The 17604-nt window shown below is 38.7% G+C and carries 19 protein-coding genes; 6 read left to right on the forward strand and 13 right to left on the reverse strand.

The window, feature by feature from the left end; all coding sequences use genetic code 11:
* Positions 1-3 precede the first annotated feature (3 nt).
* The 8 genes from ACN6OV_RS10320 to ispH form a co-directional block, all read right to left on the reverse strand.
* Positions 4-462 (reverse strand): type IV pilin protein, encoded by a 459-nt coding sequence (locus tag ACN6OV_RS10320; RefSeq protein ID WP_427952694.1) that lies wholly within the window; start codon positions 460-462, stop codon positions 4-6.
* Positions 463-476: 14 nt separating this feature from the next.
* A complete protein-coding gene (locus tag ACN6OV_RS10325; protein ID WP_180088962.1) occupies positions 477-890 on the reverse strand; it encodes a type IV pilin protein in 414 nt (137 codons plus the stop codon).
* Complete coding sequence (locus ACN6OV_RS10330; RefSeq protein WP_427952661.1) at positions 890-4591, reverse strand: pilus assembly protein; 3702 nt, start codon at positions 4589-4591, stop codon at positions 890-892. The genes ACN6OV_RS10325 and ACN6OV_RS10330 overlap by 1 nt, the downstream gene beginning before the upstream one ends.
* Before the next feature lie 10 nt (positions 4592-4601).
* Positions 4602-5369, reverse strand: a complete 768-nt coding sequence (locus ACN6OV_RS10335) for a hypothetical protein (RefSeq protein ID WP_427952663.1) — start codon at positions 5367-5369, stop codon at positions 4602-4604.
* A complete protein-coding gene (locus tag ACN6OV_RS10340; protein ID WP_180088959.1) occupies positions 5369-6259 on the reverse strand; it encodes a PilW family protein in 891 nt (296 codons plus the stop codon). Before ACN6OV_RS10340 ends, ACN6OV_RS10335 begins: the two co-directional genes overlap by 1 nt.
* Entirely contained in the window at positions 6259-6762 is a 504-nt protein-coding gene (gene pilV, locus ACN6OV_RS10345) for a type IV pilus modification protein PilV (RefSeq protein ID WP_427952665.1), read from the reverse strand. The genes ACN6OV_RS10340 and pilV overlap by 1 nt, the downstream gene beginning before the upstream one ends.
* Positions 6759-7211: a pilus assembly FimT family protein gene (locus ACN6OV_RS10350; protein ID WP_427952667.1), complete on the reverse strand. Its 453-nt coding sequence runs from the start codon at positions 7209-7211 to the stop codon at positions 6759-6761. Before ACN6OV_RS10350 ends, pilV begins: the two co-directional genes overlap by 4 nt.
* A gap of 163 nt (positions 7212-7374) precedes the next feature.
* Positions 7375-8325 carry a 4-hydroxy-3-methylbut-2-enyl diphosphate reductase gene (ispH, locus tag ACN6OV_RS10355; protein ID WP_427952669.1) on the reverse strand — a complete coding sequence of 317 codons (951 nt, stop codon included), beginning with the start codon at positions 8323-8325 and terminating at the stop codon, positions 7375-7377.
* A gap of 134 nt (positions 8326-8459) precedes the next feature.
* Here ispH and gmk point away from each other — a divergent pair, with 134 nt between their 5' ends.
* The 6 genes from gmk (at position 8460) to bfr (ending at position 13709) form a co-directional block, all read left to right on the forward strand.
* Complete coding sequence (gmk, locus tag ACN6OV_RS10360; protein WP_067762988.1) at positions 8460-9083, forward strand: guanylate kinase; 624 nt, start codon at positions 8460-8462, stop codon at positions 9081-9083.
* A gap of 76 nt (positions 9084-9159) precedes the next feature.
* Positions 9160-9441, forward strand: coding sequence for a DNA-directed RNA polymerase subunit omega (gene rpoZ / locus ACN6OV_RS10365; RefSeq protein ID WP_067762989.1), 282 nt, complete (start codon positions 9160-9162; stop codon positions 9439-9441).
* Between the two features lie 217 nt (positions 9442-9658).
* On the forward strand, positions 9659-11767 hold the full coding sequence (locus ACN6OV_RS10370) for a RelA/SpoT family protein (RefSeq protein WP_427952672.1): 2109 nt from the start codon (positions 9659-9661) through the stop codon (positions 11765-11767).
* Positions 11768-11822: 55 nt separating this feature from the next.
* Positions 11823-12206 (forward strand): RidA family protein, encoded by a 384-nt coding sequence (locus ACN6OV_RS10375; protein WP_427952674.1) that lies wholly within the window; start codon positions 11823-11825, stop codon positions 12204-12206.
* Between the two features lie 576 nt (positions 12207-12782).
* On the forward strand, positions 12783-12977 hold the full coding sequence (locus ACN6OV_RS10380; RefSeq protein WP_427952676.1) for a bacterioferritin-associated ferredoxin: 195 nt from the start codon (positions 12783-12785) through the stop codon (positions 12975-12977).
* A gap of 267 nt (positions 12978-13244) precedes the next feature.
* Positions 13245-13709 carry a heteropolymeric bacterioferritin subunit Bfr gene (gene bfr, locus ACN6OV_RS10385; RefSeq protein WP_427952678.1) on the forward strand — a complete coding sequence of 155 codons (465 nt, stop codon included), beginning with the start codon at positions 13245-13247 and terminating at the stop codon, positions 13707-13709.
* Positions 13710-13749: 40 nt separating this feature from the next.
* Here the strand turns inward: bfr and tfpZ are convergent, their stop codons facing one another.
* The 5 genes from tfpZ to ACN6OV_RS10410 form a co-directional block, all read right to left on the reverse strand.
* Positions 13750-14472 carry a TfpX/TfpZ family type IV pilin accessory protein gene (gene tfpZ, locus ACN6OV_RS10390; protein ID WP_427952680.1) on the reverse strand — a complete coding sequence of 241 codons (723 nt, stop codon included), beginning with the start codon at positions 14470-14472 and terminating at the stop codon, positions 13750-13752.
* Between the two features lie 223 nt (positions 14473-14695).
* Positions 14696-14947: a prepilin-type N-terminal cleavage/methylation domain-containing protein gene (locus tag ACN6OV_RS10395; protein ID WP_427952682.1), complete on the reverse strand. Its 252-nt coding sequence runs from the start codon at positions 14945-14947 to the stop codon at positions 14696-14698.
* A gap of 130 nt (positions 14948-15077) precedes the next feature.
* The gene (locus tag ACN6OV_RS10400; protein WP_427952684.1) at positions 15078-16202 is read right to left on the reverse strand and encodes a serine hydrolase domain-containing protein; all 1125 of its coding nucleotides are present in this window, start codon (positions 16200-16202) and stop codon (positions 15078-15080) included.
* An 80-nt stretch (positions 16203-16282) separates the two neighbouring features.
* Positions 16283-16840, reverse strand: a complete 558-nt coding sequence (locus tag ACN6OV_RS10405; RefSeq protein ID WP_427952686.1) for a pilin — start codon at positions 16838-16840, stop codon at positions 16283-16285.
* Positions 16841-17043: 203 nt separating this feature from the next.
* A complete protein-coding gene (locus ACN6OV_RS10410; RefSeq protein ID WP_427952688.1) occupies positions 17044-17604 on the reverse strand; it encodes a TPM domain-containing protein in 561 nt (186 codons plus the stop codon).

The following is a 17604-nucleotide window of genomic DNA, read 5'->3' on the forward strand; positions in this document are numbered from 1 at the left end:
AATTTAATCTCCATCCCAATTAGATGTGCCATCAGGTATACAGCGTGTTAAATCATTATTAGGTGTCCAGCATTTCTGCCCTTGACTATCTAAACCTAAGGCTCCATCCCCCTTTTGGTTATTATCGGTGATGGCAACTAAAAGCCAACTGTTTTGCGTTACATTTTCAATAGAAACCTTATACGTAGCTGTACCGCTCTTTGGAAAATTCGCAATACCCGAATAATCAGCAGCATATCCCAAATCAGAAAAAGTAATAGCTGTACCATTTGGTGTAAAGGTATGATGTACTGCCTTAAACTGCTGCAGTTTAGATGCAATTTCTAAAAGCTCACTTTGCATTTCAACTCGCTTTGTTTTACGTACATGCTGTTGATATGACGGAATTGCTATTGCCGCTAAAATTGCAACGATTGCAACAACGATAATCATTTCGATAAATGTAAATCCTTTAGACTTAATCAACTTCAGCCCTCCTATTTACATTCATCTGGAACATTACAACTGGTATCAGACCATTCACAATGAGCGCCTTTACTATTCTGCGCAAAGTTTTTATAACGGCTGGCATTATCTAACGCACTATTTACACACCCCTTCATCGTCCATGTTTGGACTTGAGGATCTATAGAAACCGTATAAACCACCTCACTGGAAGATGGATTTTTCATAATTTCAATATCTGCATCAGGAAAATTATTGTAACTGAAATTACGTGACTTCTCTTTTTCAAGTTTCAGTGCAATATCACCCATCTTTTGTACGACTAATTTTTCATGATTTTTTCTAACGTAAGCCGCATAGCTGGGTAATGCAATAGCAGCTATTACTGCTATTACAATTACCACAACCATAAGCTCAATCAAAGTAAAGCCTTTCATAATTTTCATTATTTATTACTCTTTGCTTTGTATGGCGAATACTCAAACCATTTCTTCGGCAAAAGCTTATTCGCTGTTACGTATTCATCTGGCTTAGGATTTGGCGGCTGATTAAAAATAAATGTTCGATGGTCATCTTTTGACCCTGGACCAATTGTAAGCCCAAGAATACCTGCACCTAATTTACCGACCTTATCGACACTTGTCTTGCTGGCACCACAATCACCATCAGGCAAGCAAAACTTATACAAAGTGCTCTCACCCGTAATGCCGCCTGTACAAGAGGTAGCATTCTCGCCAGCTGTACTATTTCGCGGATCAAAAATAGCCATATACAGATCATTATCTAACGCAACACCCTCTTCAATAATTCGGCTTTGATATGTCTCACTTTCGACACTTTGTTTTGGTAACACGTAATACCAGCCTTTATGGTCAGCTGTCTGCTTTTGGCTCTTATAAATTTCTCTTAAATTCCCCTCAAGAATTGTAGCTTGAGCACTTGGCGTTCGTTGAGTCACACCATAGTCATACAATCCAACCAATAAGTCATTCACTTGAGAAGATCTTAAAGGACTGCTTCTATCACCAGACCCCATCGACAGGACTGCGTATCGTGTCATTCCTGACTTATGAATTGTGAATGTAGGCGGCTCATAAAAACGGCGCTGTCCCAAATCAGCAAACTCAAAAGCATTTAACGTAAATGGCTGGTTCTTATCTTCATCATCACTAATAAAATGTTTAGGATTTAAATCAATTCTAAAGACTTTTCCACCTAAATCACCTGTATACAAATGATCTGCAATACCATCACCATCACGATCAATTACTTTAATTCGTGATGGAATACTATTATACATTGTTCCAATTTCATTAAAGGCAGGTGTAGTGACAGCACCATCACTATCTAAAACAGCATCCGATGACTCGTCCGCAGTTGTATTTGTACCTTTACTCGCCCACCACAACAGTTGGCCATTTTTAGCATCAAAAATGTAAATACCATTACCCTTTACAGATTGCGCACCATCATTGGTAAAATCATGGTCTTCATATTTCTTGTCATAACCGCCACCGACAATCATCGCAAGTTTCTTTTCGCCATTCCAGCGAATATAAGCTAACGATGGTTTTGACCAGCTTTGCCCCATATGCGATAACGGACCAGACTCAACCGCATCTGGATTAATATGGAACATCAATTTTGGTTCCGCCATATCCGAAAGATTCAAAGCATAATAGCTGCGGCCGCCCATACGTAAACCGCCATACACATATTGATGACTTTTAGAACTATTTGCCTTTACAACCAACGACCCGCTTGTACTTTCTAAAACTTTTTTACCATCTACTTCTTTATAAGTATCCGTTACCTGTGGCTCATATACCGTATGCGCCACCCAAGGGCCGTCCACGCCATAGAAGAATGTATCTACAGAATCAGTGCGTTCCATAGCTAAAGATTCAGCAAAACCTTTCGCTTGATTTGCAATAAACTCTTGAGGCACAAAGCTAAATACATCTGTACCGCCATTAGCATCAATAGCACTTGTGTCCTGCTGGCCTGCTTTTACAATATGCAGCACACCTTGCGTGGTGCCAAACATAATATAATCTTCACGGTTTTTAGAGGACTGAACGCCGTTGACAACATTGACTGCGCCTTTTTGTGTTAAAAGCACTGGTGTAGAGTGAATAACAGAACCTAGCTGATGACCTCTAGCATCTGTTTTAGTCTTCAAATATTCTAATTGCTGTGTCTGATCCATTGCACCCAATGCTTCAAAATCAGCCAGTGTCAGTTTCGAAAATCCTAAAAGACCATATAAATATTCACTATTCGGAAGTTTATTTGCATCAGATAAAACAACCGATGCTTCTACAAGCTCGCCATCTCTGTCTATAAACAATTTACGATTAAAGTCTGGTGCTCCATCCATTTTTGGTAAATTATTAGCTTTTAAACGACTTAGATGCCCGCCCCAGCCCACTGAAGGGTCATCATCACTGCTGCCAGCTTCACTAAACCAAAAATCTCTTAATTTTGCGCGAATTTGGTCTTGATCAAAAACAGTCGCATCTGAGGTGTCGTAAATAGAACCATTACTAACTTTAAATTTCTTTAAATTGCCCACCCATAGTTGAGCTTTTGTGCCAATAAGCGGCTTAAACATTGGGAAATACGAATAAGGCTGCAACTGCGTTGAATTTAATGCATCAACTGGAATTGTACTTGTGCCCATTGTTGAGCCTTCAACAGGAACTGATACATCACTAACAAATTGCTTAATGCTGCCTACAATATCCTCAGCCGACTGTGCATTGTAAAATCCACCTTGACCATATTTTTGGTTTTTAGTGCCCCATAAGCACAGACCTTTTTCAGGGTGGCTATACACAGAACATTCAAACTCACCATTTTTGGCATAATCTGATGTTAAGTAATATTCGCCACCAAAACCGACAGTTGCAGTTTTGATTAGTTTAGAACTGCCATATAAAGTTTTCGCCTTCCCAACCACTTTCTGCCAATAATCTGTATTCGCCATGATAGGATTTCCATACCAATCGTATTGTTTTGTTCCCTTACTATTGATTGTATGTGCGCTATAAATCAGTTCACTATCTTCAACTTTATTACTAGAAAATAAATCAGTAAAACCAGGATCTGGCTGTCCATCTGTTAAAAAATAGATACCATTACCGCTACATGATGGCTTGGCATTACTTAGAGAGTTACCAGTTGTAATTTTTGAACTGGCTTCTTGATAAGCAGCAGCAATTGGCGTCCCGCCGGCTGCTATTAGATTGCTAACAGATCTAGAAATAGAAGCCTTTCCTACACTATCCATAGAGGTGAAATTCAGTAATGTACCTATCCCTCCATTGTTTGTACTATCGCCAGTGTATTGACCTATAGCAAAATTATGATCTTTTGTGATTTCAGAAGAATTAATTAATTCATAAAAGCCCTTCTTTAAGTTAGCTAGTCTAGTAAGACAATTATATTCTCCAGTCTTACCCTCTACAGGCTCACAAATTTTCTTAATTTTCTTTAAGTAGTTTTGATCGTTAATATCCGAAATATTTAAGTCTGTCTCTTTAACTAAGCAATAGGCTTCACCACTTTGCGCATAATCATACCCATGTTTAGATAAGGTTTTCGACAATGTAGTACCGCTCCAAACCCACCGATCATCCCAATATGACCAAGATGCCGGACAAATATTAGTACTTACATTATTACAGCTTTCAACCGTTACTTCTGTCGCATTATACCTAGACGCACCAGTAAAAGTTTTTGTGTCGATTTTTTTTATAATGTATTTACCCTTCTTCTCTCCAACAAACACATAGTTATTTCCCTCATTTTTATAGTTTCCCTTATTATTGCCTTTATATTCAAAAGTTATATAGTTAGTTCCCGCATTAGATTGCGTATACGTAATCCCTTTACTGCTATTACAAACCTCTTTTGTAGCAGTATACCCATAATCATCTGGCAGGCTAGTACTCCCCATACTGCCAGACACGTCCAGCATAAAATAAATATTAATTGCGCCTGTACCGCCAGATTGATAAATATCAATATCTGAAGCAGAAATTTGGGTAGGAATACTGCTGACTATTAGCGCCGTAATAGATGCAGATAAAGCCGATACTTTAAATTGCATCCATTTTTTCTTAATGTGTGTGCCATTTTTCATAACGACTCTCCTAAGCTGCAACTTTTTTAATAAATTGTCCCAAACTGTATTCAGATACTTGGGTTTTAAACGGAACCGAATGCTTACTCAAGCACTCAGCAACGGTTTCCGCATCAACAGATGCATCTAAATAGCTCATCCCTCTTAGGCAAGCATTAATTGTCGCATTTGTCTCAGAACTTAATGCAGGCATAACCGTCGTAGCTGTAATAATTAACCGTACAGCCTCATCCAGCTTGCCTGTTTCCGTATCTGTCCCTTCTTGATAAAACGCGAAAGGATCACTATCCGCTCCAGTATCCCCTGAAACACGCACCGCTATTTGTGTCATTGCAGCGGCCCGGCCGCTGACAAAATCAGCATTATCATTCGACACTTGACAAAAACCAGGACGGGCATCACCGCCAATATTCTCTATTTTTACTTCATCAACACCGTCAGTTTTTTCTATATAAGCCAAGCTTGCACGATAGAATTGATAAAACTCAGCACTCTTGCCTCTATAGCAGATCACCAATTCTTTATCACGGTTTGTATCCATTTTAGGATAGCCAAATAACCCCGTACCCACTAAGAACTCAGGAAATTGTGCACTGTCTTCAATCTTAAATAAGGCTGCATCATTATTTTGATCCATAATTCTGGAAACTTGGCTGCTCGTCGCCACATTCAAGCCAAATATGCCAGAACGTACCGCCATAACACCAATAATGGTCAACATCAGTACCACAACCAAAATGACGATTAACGCTGAACCCGTTTGCTTATTTTTAATCATCAGCGCTCCCCTAAACCATTTTTTAACGCAATCGTTTGCTCTACAGGTATTCGAATAAATTTCGTTGTCATCGTATCTGGCTTATACACACTGTACGATTCATTCAATAAAGAGTATTGCGTTTGTTCTGGTGTATTCGTTCCAGAACTGTCAATCGAACGTGCCAATAATCCAACCTGCAGAGAAACTGCACGCTTCCCTTTGTCAGCACTCACTGCTGCAGGCACTGCCGCAAACTGAGCTAAAGTCATATAACTAAGTTTATTTGTTTCAATATCTTGAACCCCAACCAACACCTTAAAATGGTCAATTCGGGGCATAATTATTTGACCGCCTTTGGTACTATCAGCATTCAATCCGCTAACAGTAGTTGATGCAGCTGTATATCTTCCAGCATCACACGCCAAAGCCAAATCATGTGCAGCTCCATTTTCATCTGGTCTTAAAAAATAACGCTGAACCACAACTTCTTGAGTACTTTCAATTAATGTACCTTCGCAATCGTATCCTCCCGTAACATTCGGACGGTATTGAATCACCAGTACATCACTTTTCTCCACTTGAGTACTGGCACTAGCCACCCCAGTAGAACTCACGCTTCTATTTGCCGTAATTAACGATGGATAATTTGAAGCATTTACAACAAGGCCTGAAATACCCGTGCTCTTCATATCGCGATTAATAATATTCAAATTCGTTAATTTCAAATCACTGACAACATAATTCAAGCCAATGTTCGCATTATCCTGCACATCAACCATTGCTGTTTGGAAAGCTAAACTTTTTTGACCTGACAACAGCATTTGCACAGCAACCAAGACAATAATTAGACCCAATGCAAGCGAAATCATTAACTCTACAAGCGTGAAGCCTAAATTCTTTTTATTCATTAGAAGGCCTCAATTACAATACATTTAGATTCTGGATAGTAGGCAAAATTATCTGATGATGTACAAGCATTATCATCCTCATCACCTTGTTCAGCTTTAGTTTCATCCCAAGCAACATAAATACATGCTCTGTTATTGGCAGTATCTGGACAAGTCAACAAGTTAATATCCATCGCTTTAGATTCTGCAATAGACTTAATATCTGCAATATCTTTAGCCATAAAGTCAACAGGATCACATTCAACGATCGCATTATCCTTACTCAAACAATCAGAGACATCACCTTTATCTAAAAGCCCTGAATCATCCGAATATACAATTCTATTTACATAAATACGTTCAGATAGATTACGAGCTAGATTGACTGCCTCAACTCTTTGCATTGCCTCTGCTGCTAGCTCAACAGAACGATACTGCAAAGCCATAAACCCTAAAATTGCTATCGCCAGCACCAAAATAGAGATAATGATCTCAATCATCCCCATACCCTTTTGAAAACTCATGGCGTCCCTCCTGTACAAGCTCCATTAGACACCTGCTGCATTCCTAATTGTGATACTTCTACTTTTTTTATTTGACCGCTTTTAATATGTTTTAATTCAAAACACAAAGGAAAATCTCCAGTCGCAGGATCTATCACACCATTATTTCTAAATAAAATCTCTTCATCTTTCATATTAAAATCATATTTATCTTCATCTACATTCAAATATAAAGCGTGAACAGGATCACCGCTCTCTGGTTCTCGAAAAAGAATAGACACTGTTTTATTAGATACACGAGATATTGACTTTCCATCACTCAATATATAAATCAGCTCTTTAAATTCTTTTTTTAATTCATAATTATAAATCATTGCTTGAAACGAAGGCGCAGCCATCATGGCAATAATCGCCAACACAGCAATCGTCACCATCAACTCAATTAACGTGAATCCTTTATTTTTCTGCATACTCCCCCCAAAGCAACAAAACCTTACCCTATTAAAAATAATACCCAATTAAATTACAAAACCAACACAAATAAGGATAAAAGGCATAAAAAAACAGATAATTGCCAAAAAGCAATTATCTGTCAATTCTTAAAAAAATTCAGAATGTTAAGTCATTAACACTTTATGCCTGAGTTACAGGAATACGTAACTCTTTTGGTAAACTAAATGTAATATTTTCTTCGCAGCCATCTAGCTCTTGCGGCGCTTTTGCCCCCCAATCTTGTAGGCGCTGAATTACTTGTTTAATTAAAATTTCAGGTGCAGATGCTCCTGCAGTTACACCAATTTTAGTCTGTTCATTAAACCATTCTTGCTGCAATTGTTCTGCATTATCGACCAAGTACGCATGTTTACCCATCCGTTCAGCCAATTCACGTAAACGGTTTGAGTTCGAAGAGTTCGGTGACCCCACAACCAAGACCACATCGCACTGCTCGGCCAAATCACGTACCGCATCTTGGCGGTTTTGTGTCGCGTAGCAAATATCATCTTTACGCGGCCCCTGAATCTCAGGGAATTTCTGACGCAGTGCATCAATTACTTTGGCCGTATCATCAATAGACAGCGTAGTTTGAGTGACAAAAGCCACTTTTTCTGGGTTACGAACGTCTAGCGCAGCAACATCTTGTTCATCTTCAACCAAATAAATCGAGCCACCATTTTTAGTGTCATATTGTCCCATCGTGCCTTCAACTTCAGGATGCCCTTCATGACCAATCAAAATCGCCTCAATACCCTCTCGGGCATATTTGGTCACTTCAATATGGACTTTGGTCACCAACGGGCAAGTGGCATCAAAGACTTTTAAGCCACGACACTCTGCTTCTTGTTGCACCGCTTTAGATACGCCATGGGCACTAAAGATCACGATATTATCGTCAGGCACTTCATCCAGTTCATCGACAAAAATTGCCCCACGCTGACGCAGATCATCGACTACAAATTTGTTATGCACCACTTCATGACGCACATAAATGGGTGGGTTAAAGCATTCGAGTGCACGGTTGACTATCGCGATGGCACGATCTACCCCTGCACAGAAACCGCGTGGATTAGCTAAAACAATTTCCATAGAATCCTCAATGCCCACTCAAATTTTACGGGTATCACTTGAAATAAATGCAAACAATAGACGTCTGACTATTTTGTTTGGCGCGCGTCTACTCTAAAATAGAGAAGATATTTTATCATATCAGGAAAAATATCATGTCGGGTCTCTTGTTTGTCGTTTCTGCTGCTTCGGGAACGGGCAAAACATCCCTCGTTAAAGCCCTGCTTGAACGTGTAAACAATTTACATGTCTCTGTTTCTCATACCACTCGTGGTCAGCGTCCTGGCGAATTAGACGGCGTACATTACCATTTTGCAAAAAAAGAAGACTTCTTATCTTTGGTTGAAGAAGGTGGCTTTATTGAATATGCAGAAGTTTTTGGTAATTATTACGGCACAGCACAACGTACAGTTAAAGAACAATTGGCGAAAGGCCATGACGTTTTACTGGAAATTGACTGGCAAGGGGCTGAACAGGTTCGTAAACTTTTTCCTGAATCTAGACAAATTTTTATTCTCCCACCAAGTCAGTTTGACTTACGCCAACGCTTATCAAACCGTGGCACTGACTCAGTTGAAGTGATCGAACATCGCTTAAGCTGCGCAGTTGAAGACATGCAGCAGTATGTAAATTTTGATTACGTCATTATTAATGATGATTTTAATAAAGCCTTACATGATTTAGAGTCTGTGATTATTGCTAATCGCTTGGTTTTAAAACAGCAAGCGACACGTCATCAGCAGTTAATTGAAAAATTAATCACGCCGACTGAGCAGTGATTAAAACTTGAGTCTATAGACAAAGCACCTTATACTGCACAGTCTGTTAAAAATTTATATTCAAACGAGAATTCTTATGGCACGCGTAACCGTTGAAGATTGTTTAGACCATGTAGACAACCGCTTTGAGCTTGTACTAGTGGCAAGCAAACGCGCGCGTCAATTGGCACGTCAAGGCATCGAACCTACTGTTGAATGGGATAACGATAAACCGACCGTTGTTGCACTGCGTGAAATCGCAGCGGGTCATGTATCTAAAGATATTTTGAAACAACGTGAACAAGACTACCAAACTTCGAGCTTAGATCTTGCACTTTCAGCAAATAACCTCAACTTAGATGGTTTTTCTTTCCAATAAGATCAACCAAATAAAAAAAGCCTAGTTTTTAACTAGGCTTTTTTTATGGATTGTCTTTAATATTTTGTTCAGAACAGTTATAACATAAGCTAAAGAAGTGCTTCGCAATCCAAAAAAGATTTTCATTTTTCGCAATAAAAAATTGACAAGTCTCGCAATATGCATTTCATTAAAGTATTAACCGTTTCAATCCATCGCAGTAGTAAAAGGGTGTTCTATGCCAGGGCCAATGGTCAGTCAAGCCAAGCAACAGTTAAATGTGATTATCGACGCTTACCTGTCGGTAAGTGATGTCGAACGCGTGCTTGAAGCTTGTGACTATGCAGATATTGCCCACGACGGTATTACCCGTAAAAGTGGTGAACCCTACATCCTGCATCCGATTGCCGTCAGTTGTATTTTGGCGCATATGCGTCTAGATCCTGAAACACTCATGGCTGCGCTGTTACATGATGTGATTGAAGATACCGAATTTACCAAACAAGATATTACCGAAAAATTTGGCCTCACCATCGCTGAACTGGTCGATGGTGTGACTAAACTGAGTCAATCAAGCGACAAAGAATATAATAAAGCCGCATCTTTCCGTAAAATTCTACAAGCCACTTTACAAGACCCACGTGTCATTATTATTAAATTGGCCGATCGCTATCATAATATGACCACGCTCGGCGCTTTACGCCCAGATAAACGCGCACGCATTGCACAGGAAACTTTTGAAATTTTTGTGCCGATGGCACGTCTGGTCGGTATGAATGAAATGGCCGACAACCTTGAACATCTGTGTTATCAAAATCTCGATTTAGATATGTATAACAATGTTCAGGAAGCACTACTCCAAACCAAGCCTAAACGCTGTGAGTATCAAACTCAGTGGGAAAACAACCTCACCGCCCTACTTGAACACCACCACATTAGCGGTCGAATTAAAAAGAAAAATAACAATATTGAATTGCTGCGCCACTTTGTTAAAAATGACATTGATCTGCAAGAACTCACCCACAGCCATGCTTTTGAAATTATTCTACAAAGCATTGCTGACTGTGACCGACTGGCAGAGATTCTTGAACAGAGCTTTCAAGTTCTCAGTTATGAAGACCATATTCGCCGCCCACTTCCCGGTGGCAACCAGTCACTCATGCTGCGCCTAAAAGGTGAAGAGACCACACTTTCCCTGACCATTCAAACGGAACTGATGCGTAAAGCTGCTCGTTTTGGTGTGGTACTGGGTGAAAATGCGCCTCAAGCCTGCCGCTCTGCCATTCAGGCTTCCATGCAAAACCTCAACGTACTGATTGATGGTGAATGTGCCAAAACCACATTTAGTGAGTTACTGGACTATCTGCATCAAGAAAAAATTTGGGTCTATACACCACATGGTCATTTGCATGAATTACCTCAAGGTGCCACAGCGGTTGATTTTGCTTATTCTGCCAGCTTATTTTTAGGGAACCACGCTGTTGGGGCAAAAGTGAATGGTGAAACCAAACCACTCTCTACCCCGCTAACAAGTGGACAAGTCATTGAAATTATCACCGATGTACTGGCGACTCCAAACCCTGACTGGCTCAGTTTTATCAACACGCAAAAAGCTCGCCGCGCATTGCAAAACATTCTGCGTGATCAAGATCAGGATGAACAGCGTCTGGTGGGTCAACAAGCCTTAAATCGCGCCTTAAAACTGTTTAACCGCTCAGTGAAAGATCTAAGCTCAGCCGATTGGGAAAATGTCCTCAATTGGCGGCATTTAAATGATAAAGAGCATTTATTTGAACAAATCGCAGTGGGTGATTTACTGCCACAACTGGTTGCCAATCATTTGTTTGCACTGGATGCGATTCAAACTTCCAGTAATTCAGCGCGCTTGATTTTAGGCACCGATGGCGTCGATGTAAAATATGCCCATTGCTGTAACCCGGTATTAGGTGATCCAATTCAAGGACATCTTTCACGTCGTGGTTTAATCGTGCATCGTGCGCGTTGTCATAATTTATTGCATGAACAGCATCAACATCCTGAAAATATCATGCCTTTGCACTGGACTGCTGAAGACAGTGAAGATATCAGTTTTACCGCTTATCTTTGCCTCAATATGCTGCTCAATGATGAACAGATTTCTGAGCTGATTTACTTATGTCGTAAAGAAAAAGTGGGGGTGGAAGCGGTTCGTTCACATGAAGATAAAACTTATGTAAATATCGTGGTACATAACCGCAAACAAATTGCCGAAATTATCCGTAATTTAAGAATGCATTTTGGCTTCCCACGCATCAGTCGTTTGGCACAACCGATTGCCATTGCTGAACCTGCAAAAGTTGCCAGCTAAATCACACATTACAATATTCTTTGCAGTGTGTCTGAGATAATCATAGGAGAAATAGATGTCCCGTCAGGTAATCCATACTGAAAATGCACCCGCTGCAATTGGTACTTACTCACAAGCCATTTTAGTGGACAACACGTTGTATTTGTCTGGACAAATTGGCTTAGATCCATACAGCATGGAACTGGTAGAAGGCATTGAAGCTCAAATTCGCCGTGTATTCGATAACTTAAAAGCGGTATGTGAAGCTGCCGGTGGCACCTTAACGGATATTGCGAAACTGAATATTTTCCTTACCGACCTCTCTAACTTCCAATTGGTCAACCAAATTATGGGCGAATATTTCGCTCAACCCTACCCTGCACGTGCGGCACTTGGTGTTGCGAGCCTACCGAAAGGTGCACTGGTTGAGATGGATGGTATCGTTATTATTAATCAATAACTGATGTTACGCCCGTAAAAGTAATTTCGTATTTTTAAAATGATTTTTAAGTCTATTCGACGGAGTCTTACAGCTAAGGTTTGACTAAAGGGATTAGCCTTCGGCTGGAGGTACTCTTATGAAACGTTGTTTCTCATTCGGCAAAATGAGAAGCGTGCTTCGCAAGGAAACCAACTTGCGGAGCAGTGCTCCTCACCGCAAAACTCATTCACTACCGTCTAATTATTCAAAGTATCGCAAAAACATTTTTGATTAGAAGTCGTCCTGTCTCAAACAATTGCGGACGACATCGCCGCGTAGCGTTCTTTTATTTGAATCAAATGGCGCTTCTGATGTTATTGTGTAACATCAGTCAATCAGTTACACGCCAGTAATTAATTCTTTTACGAAATATATCAGCCCAAAAGATCAAAAAATATTACGCGAAAATCCGAGCATGACTCAAATTTCCGCTCAAGTGGCTTTTTTTATTCAAAAACTCAATCAGATTAAACGCTATTTCAAATGATTTTTATTGACAAACGATAACAATTATCAATAATATTACTTATCCCATTATTCATTTGGTTTACTCTCATGTACGTTTGCCTGTGCCGTGGTATTACCGATCAAGATATTAAAGATGCCATCTCGAATGGTGCTGAAAGCTATCGCGAAGTGCGCGATATGCTCGACCTTGGCACTTGTTGTGGTCGCTGTGCGCCGGAAGCGCGTGCGATCATCAGTGACGAAGTAGCACAAATTGCTGCACGTATCGCGATTGCCGCATAACACCGATTTAAAATAAAGCGCACAAGCGCCACTATAAGCATAATGATAAAACCAATGGTCTTTTGACCATTCCTCCTCCCCGCTTTTGACTCTAAGCGGTTTTTTTATTTACAACTCCCTACAAAACTAGCTGATTGTTTTGATTGTGATTTTCATTTGCTGTTCTATAAAACACTCGCAAAGTCGCTTATTGTTGTTTAAGATATTTCTATTCAAATCTTCGATTAAAATGAATTAATTTAAATTCTTGCAGTTAAGGAGTCTGACATGAAAGGCAATCGTGATGTAATCAATCAGTTAAATCAGGTGCTGTATCATCATTTAACTGCAATTAACCAATATTTCCTGCATTCACGTATGTTTAACGATTGGGGCATTGAGCAACTCGGTTCTGCGGAATATAAAGAATCAATTCGTCAAATGAAGCATGCAGACAAAATTATTGAACGCATTCTATTTTTAGAAGGTCTGCCAAACTTACAACATTTGGGCAAGCTGTATATCGGCCAGCATACGGTTGAAGTATTAAATTGTGACGTGCGTAAAGTTAAAGAGAACATTGAAGCGATACAAGCAGCAGTTAAGCTTGCAGAAGAACAGTTAGACTATGTGACTCGCGATTTGGTGCAAGAAATTTTAGAAAAAGAAGAAGAATGGTTGGATTGGGCGATAACACAACTAGATTTAACTGAGACTGTGGGTATAGAGAATTATATTCAAAGTCAGATTTAAAAACGGATGCGATAAAAAACCCGCGAATGCGGGTTTTTTATCAAGATAATTTCCAAGGTCTTAAGTCTACTGTTTTGACCACCGCACCTTTAGAATCAATCAATATCACCATATCTATGCCAGTCATGACACGAAGCGGCAGCCAGCCTGCTGCTTGCGGGTATTGCTTAACAATCTTCAATACATCATGAGCTTTATTGAAATGATTCAGATCTTTCAGATCACGTTTTTTGGCCAGCATTTCATTTGCTGATCGTTCAATCGGTATATAGCGTTCAACACGATAAGAAGCCGGAATGCCTGTCTGCATTTCTTCAACCACATATTTGTTTTTTTGCAGTGCTGTTTGCCCCATCTCAACAGCTCTAAACTGAGGTTTCAGCCAATTCATTTTATGAGCCTTCTTATCTACAACAACATCATTCAAACGTACTAAATCAAAATGGTCATTTTGAAAGACTAGCCATACAGGCCGTCCTTGATAAATACTAAATAGACCATATGAAAGTGCTGACAGCTGTAAGACAATAATAATGGCCAAATCCATTTTTAATGTCTTTTTACCTTCTTTAAATACAATAAACCCCAGTACAGGCCCTAAAATAACATCTATAGCAAGCAGCATTAAAGAAATATGGGTTACGCCAAGTGCTTTCGCTAGCGGCGCTGGATACCAGACTAAAAATATCAGCCCAACTGCTGTTAACCCAATGCAAATAGAGATAAATAAATGCGATAAAAAAAAATTATTCCGCTTTGACATAATTTCATATTTTTATAAATTGAGAGAGTATATATTAAATCCAAATTTAATAACATTCTTAAGCTTTAACTAAAGATCCACTCCCACATATGTTATGCACAGCCAGACACCATCTTTATTTCTATTTAAATAAACTGATTCACCCTTTAGTACAGATGTCGTATTTATAAATTTACAGACCAATGCCTGATCCGAATTTCCATCATTATCAGGTTCATTAACTTCATAAACACATATGCTGGATTGAGCTCCAGAAAAAAAAGATATTAGAGACAGTAAACGCAGTGCTACCAGAGGTTGAACCTTTATTCATTATTAGTTCATATTGAGATTTTTCCCCATTCAATTCTACTAGAGTGGAGACAATTTGTATTTTTGCAATATTTCTTTGATACATTGGAATTGTGATAGCAGAAAATATACTAATAATAGCTATAACAATGATCAGCTCTATTAATGTAAATCCTTTATTCATATCCCCCTTAAAATAAGATATAAGCAAAAAAATGCCAAAAATAAAATTAATTAAAAATCATTTTTTTAATAAAAAAAATTTTGTCAACTAGTCCCTTTTTTATAAAAATTATACTTATTCTATTCATAAATTAAAATTGATCAGCAATATATTTTAATAATGTGGCATCATTATAACCTTTTTTTTCAGGTACTCCGCTGCCAGTCCAAACAAGAATATCGCCATTTCCGCGGATTATCAGCATGCTTCTAGAAGCAGGAAGCGCACCAAAGTGATAAGAAATTACCTCTCCCTTTGATGTTGTAGTTTGCTGCAAACCTATACTTAATGAATTATTTTTTTTCCCTGTATCTGTTATTTCTAAAACCGTTTGGGTTAATAGTAATTTTCGCTGATCAATAAAATAATGGATTAACTTTGCATAATCTTTTGCAGAACCCGACAACCCTGCAGCAGACTGCATTGCATAAAAATCATATTTTTGAGTATATGAAGGGAAATAATATTCTTCAAAACGAAAATCATAATCTACTTCATCTGGCATAAATGGGCCATCAATGAATTTTATGTGATCAAAATGATGAAACGCCAAATAATCATTCAAAATCACACTAAAGGGCTGGCCTATTTTTTTTGCCAATACTGCACCCAAAACACAATAGTTTCGGTTGTCATAGCTATACACTGTATTTGGCTGATGATCCAAACGTATATAATTCAACTTCTCCAAATGATTAGGACACCATGATTTTCCTTCCTGAATAATGGGGTCATTGCTTTGGGTACGGTCAAATCCTGAAGTATGCGTCAATAAATTAAACAGCTGAATCTTTTGCATTCTGGCATCAACAGGATGCTTCATTTCAATATATTGCCGCAGATCATCTTCACGGTTTAACAGCCCCAATTTTTCATTTTCCAAAAAAAGCGCTGCAGTGATTACTTTGGTTAAGCTGGCATAACGGAAGCGTGTATCTTCATTTACATTCGCGCCGCTATTACAAGATTCAATGTTTCCATCTTTTTTTAAATAAACCAGTTGATTCGACAAGCTGCCGTAATCCGATACAACTTTTTCTAAAAAATTTTTCAAAAATACTGAGTAGTCATGCTGGCATTTAATATTAGTTTTAGCCCACCACGCCTCTATAAAATAACTTTTTCTTAAAAAGGGTGTACTACCATAAATAGCATACACTCCATATAGATAGCTCACTGTAATAACAAAAGCAACATACATAATTTTTTTTAGCATACGATAAATTTTTCTTCTTTTTATTTATGATAAAAAGAACTCCTCTATATAGAGGAGTTCTTTTTCACTAAAATAATGAATTATTCTTTTTTAGCTTCTTCCTTAACTGGAGCCGCTTGATATGTAGCATACTTTAATTCTTTAACAAAAGTACAACCAGTAGGCACAAATTTTGCTTCAGCACTACTCGCACAAGACCATGAACCATCAGCGGCACGTGACCAAGTTAATACTGATGTTTTTAACTGTGCAGCTGCTGAGGTACCAAATTGGCCTGATACATAACCAGTATCACCTTTAGCTGTAGGTAAACCGACCGTTAAACCTGTATATGCTAGCTTACTCTCAGTTGCACCCAATAGTGTTGATGTTGTTGCACCTAAGAAACATGTTTTAGCTTGGTCATCAACACCAAGCGCGTCAAATGTAGTCTGATTATTCTCAACTTTTGTTTTACCATCAAGAATACAGCTTTCCATAGCAGTTTTCACTGAACTCAATTCACCCATTACACGGCTAACTTGTGATTTCGCAATGTAGTTTTGGTACTGAGGAATCGCAATCGCAGCAAGAATACCGATAATTGCAACTACAATCATTAATTCGATAAGAGTAAAACCCTTTTGAACTGATTTCATAACATTCTCCACAAATGTTTTTTAATTTAATTATTTAATAAAGCTATGCAGCTTGTTTTATAAACAGCACAAAACGTGCCAAGTTTTATTATAATAAAATTGACAGAAAAAACAGCACTTTAAGAAAATATTTTTATTTTTGTAAATATTGTGTCTCTTTTTGTGTTCAAAAGTGACAATTTGTGTCACTTTCCTACGTTTTATTAACCCAAAATAATTGGTGTATTGCTTAGTTCATTGGCACGATCTACAGACTTACCCGCATAAAACTCATCCATGACATTTCCGATCTCTTTTACACCCTCCGTCATGGCAGTCCTATACATCTCTTTTTGCATGTGTTGAATGATCCTTTGGCAAATTCCATCCCAAATATTTTGCTCTGTTGCATTTTTAATGCCGCGATCAATCACAATTTCTACTTGGCGTTCACACAAATTTAAATACAGCAAAACACCACTATTAAACTCCGTATCCCACACACCCAGTTCCGCAAAGAGCTGTTCAGCACGAGCACGGGTATTTTGATAATAAGCTTGGTTTGAAGGAATATGCCCTTCAATCACCACTTGTATTTCACCTACATGACCGTGCTCAGCCTCTGTCACCGCTTGTGCAATGGCCTGCTGATCTTGCTTATTAAAAAAACGGTTTGCCGCAGGCATATAAAAAAAATGCTTCAACCAACGTTTAAAACTCGGTTGTTGTCTTTCCTGTGTCTTTGGACTAGTGACAATGTCTGTTGTTTCTGTTTTCGTTACCAT

It is taken from the genome of Acinetobacter sp. (genome assembly GCF_050285345.1).
In the GTDB taxonomy this organism is placed as follows: Bacteria; Pseudomonadota; Gammaproteobacteria; order Pseudomonadales; family Moraxellaceae; genus Acinetobacter.

Excerpts from the sequence above, each read along its gene's own strand:
- ACN6OV_RS10410 (WP_427952688.1), bottom strand. The coding sequence starts at position 17,604 with ATGGTAACGAAAACAGAAACAACAGACATTGTCACTAGTCCAAAGACA.
- ACN6OV_RS10325 (WP_180088962.1), bottom strand. The coding sequence starts at position 890 with ATGAAAATTATGAAAGGCTTTACTTTGATTGAGCTTATGGTTGTGGTA.
- bfr (WP_427952678.1), top strand. The coding sequence starts at position 13,245 with ATGAAAGGCAATCGTGATGTAATCAATCAGTTAAATCAGGTGCTGTAT.
- ACN6OV_RS10340 (WP_180088959.1), bottom strand. The coding sequence starts at position 6,259 with ATGAATAAAAAGAATTTAGGCTTCACGCTTGTAGAGTTAATGATTTCG.
- ACN6OV_RS10400 (WP_427952684.1), bottom strand. The coding sequence starts at position 16,202 with ATGCTAAAAAAAATTATGTATGTTGCTTTTGTTATTACAGTGAGCTAT.
- ACN6OV_RS10375 (WP_427952674.1), top strand. The coding sequence starts at position 11,823 with ATGTCCCGTCAGGTAATCCATACTGAAAATGCACCCGCTGCAATTGGT.
- ACN6OV_RS10395 (WP_427952682.1), bottom strand. The coding sequence starts at position 14,947 with ATGAATAAAGGATTTACATTAATAGAGCTGATCATTGTTATAGCTATT.
- ispH (WP_427952669.1), bottom strand. The coding sequence starts at position 8,325 with ATGGAAATTGTTTTAGCTAATCCACGCGGTTTCTGTGCAGGGGTAGAT.
- pilV (WP_427952665.1), bottom strand. The coding sequence starts at position 6,762 with ATGAGTTTTCAAAAGGGTATGGGGATGATTGAGATCATTATCTCTATT.
- gmk (WP_067762988.1), top strand. The coding sequence starts at position 8,460 with ATGTCGGGTCTCTTGTTTGTCGTTTCTGCTGCTTCGGGAACGGGCAAA.
- ACN6OV_RS10370 (WP_427952672.1), top strand. The coding sequence starts at position 9,659 with ATGCCAGGGCCAATGGTCAGTCAAGCCAAGCAACAGTTAAATGTGATT.
- ACN6OV_RS10405 (WP_427952686.1), bottom strand. The coding sequence starts at position 16,840 with ATGAAATCAGTTCAAAAGGGTTTTACTCTTATCGAATTAATGATTGTA.
- ACN6OV_RS10330 (WP_427952661.1), bottom strand. The coding sequence starts at position 4,591 with ATGAAAAATGGCACACACATTAAGAAAAAATGGATGCAATTTAAAGTA.
- ACN6OV_RS10380 (WP_427952676.1), top strand. The coding sequence starts at position 12,783 with ATGTACGTTTGCCTGTGCCGTGGTATTACCGATCAAGATATTAAAGAT.
- ACN6OV_RS10350 (WP_427952667.1), bottom strand. The coding sequence starts at position 7,211 with ATGCAGAAAAATAAAGGATTCACGTTAATTGAGTTGATGGTGACGATT.
- tfpZ (WP_427952680.1), bottom strand. The coding sequence starts at position 14,472 with ATGTCAAAGCGGAATAATTTTTTTTTATCGCATTTATTTATCTCTATT.
- rpoZ (WP_067762989.1), top strand. The coding sequence starts at position 9,160 with ATGGCACGCGTAACCGTTGAAGATTGTTTAGACCATGTAGACAACCGC.
- ACN6OV_RS10335 (WP_427952663.1), bottom strand. The coding sequence starts at position 5,369 with ATGATTAAAAATAAGCAAACGGGTTCAGCGTTAATCGTCATTTTGGTT.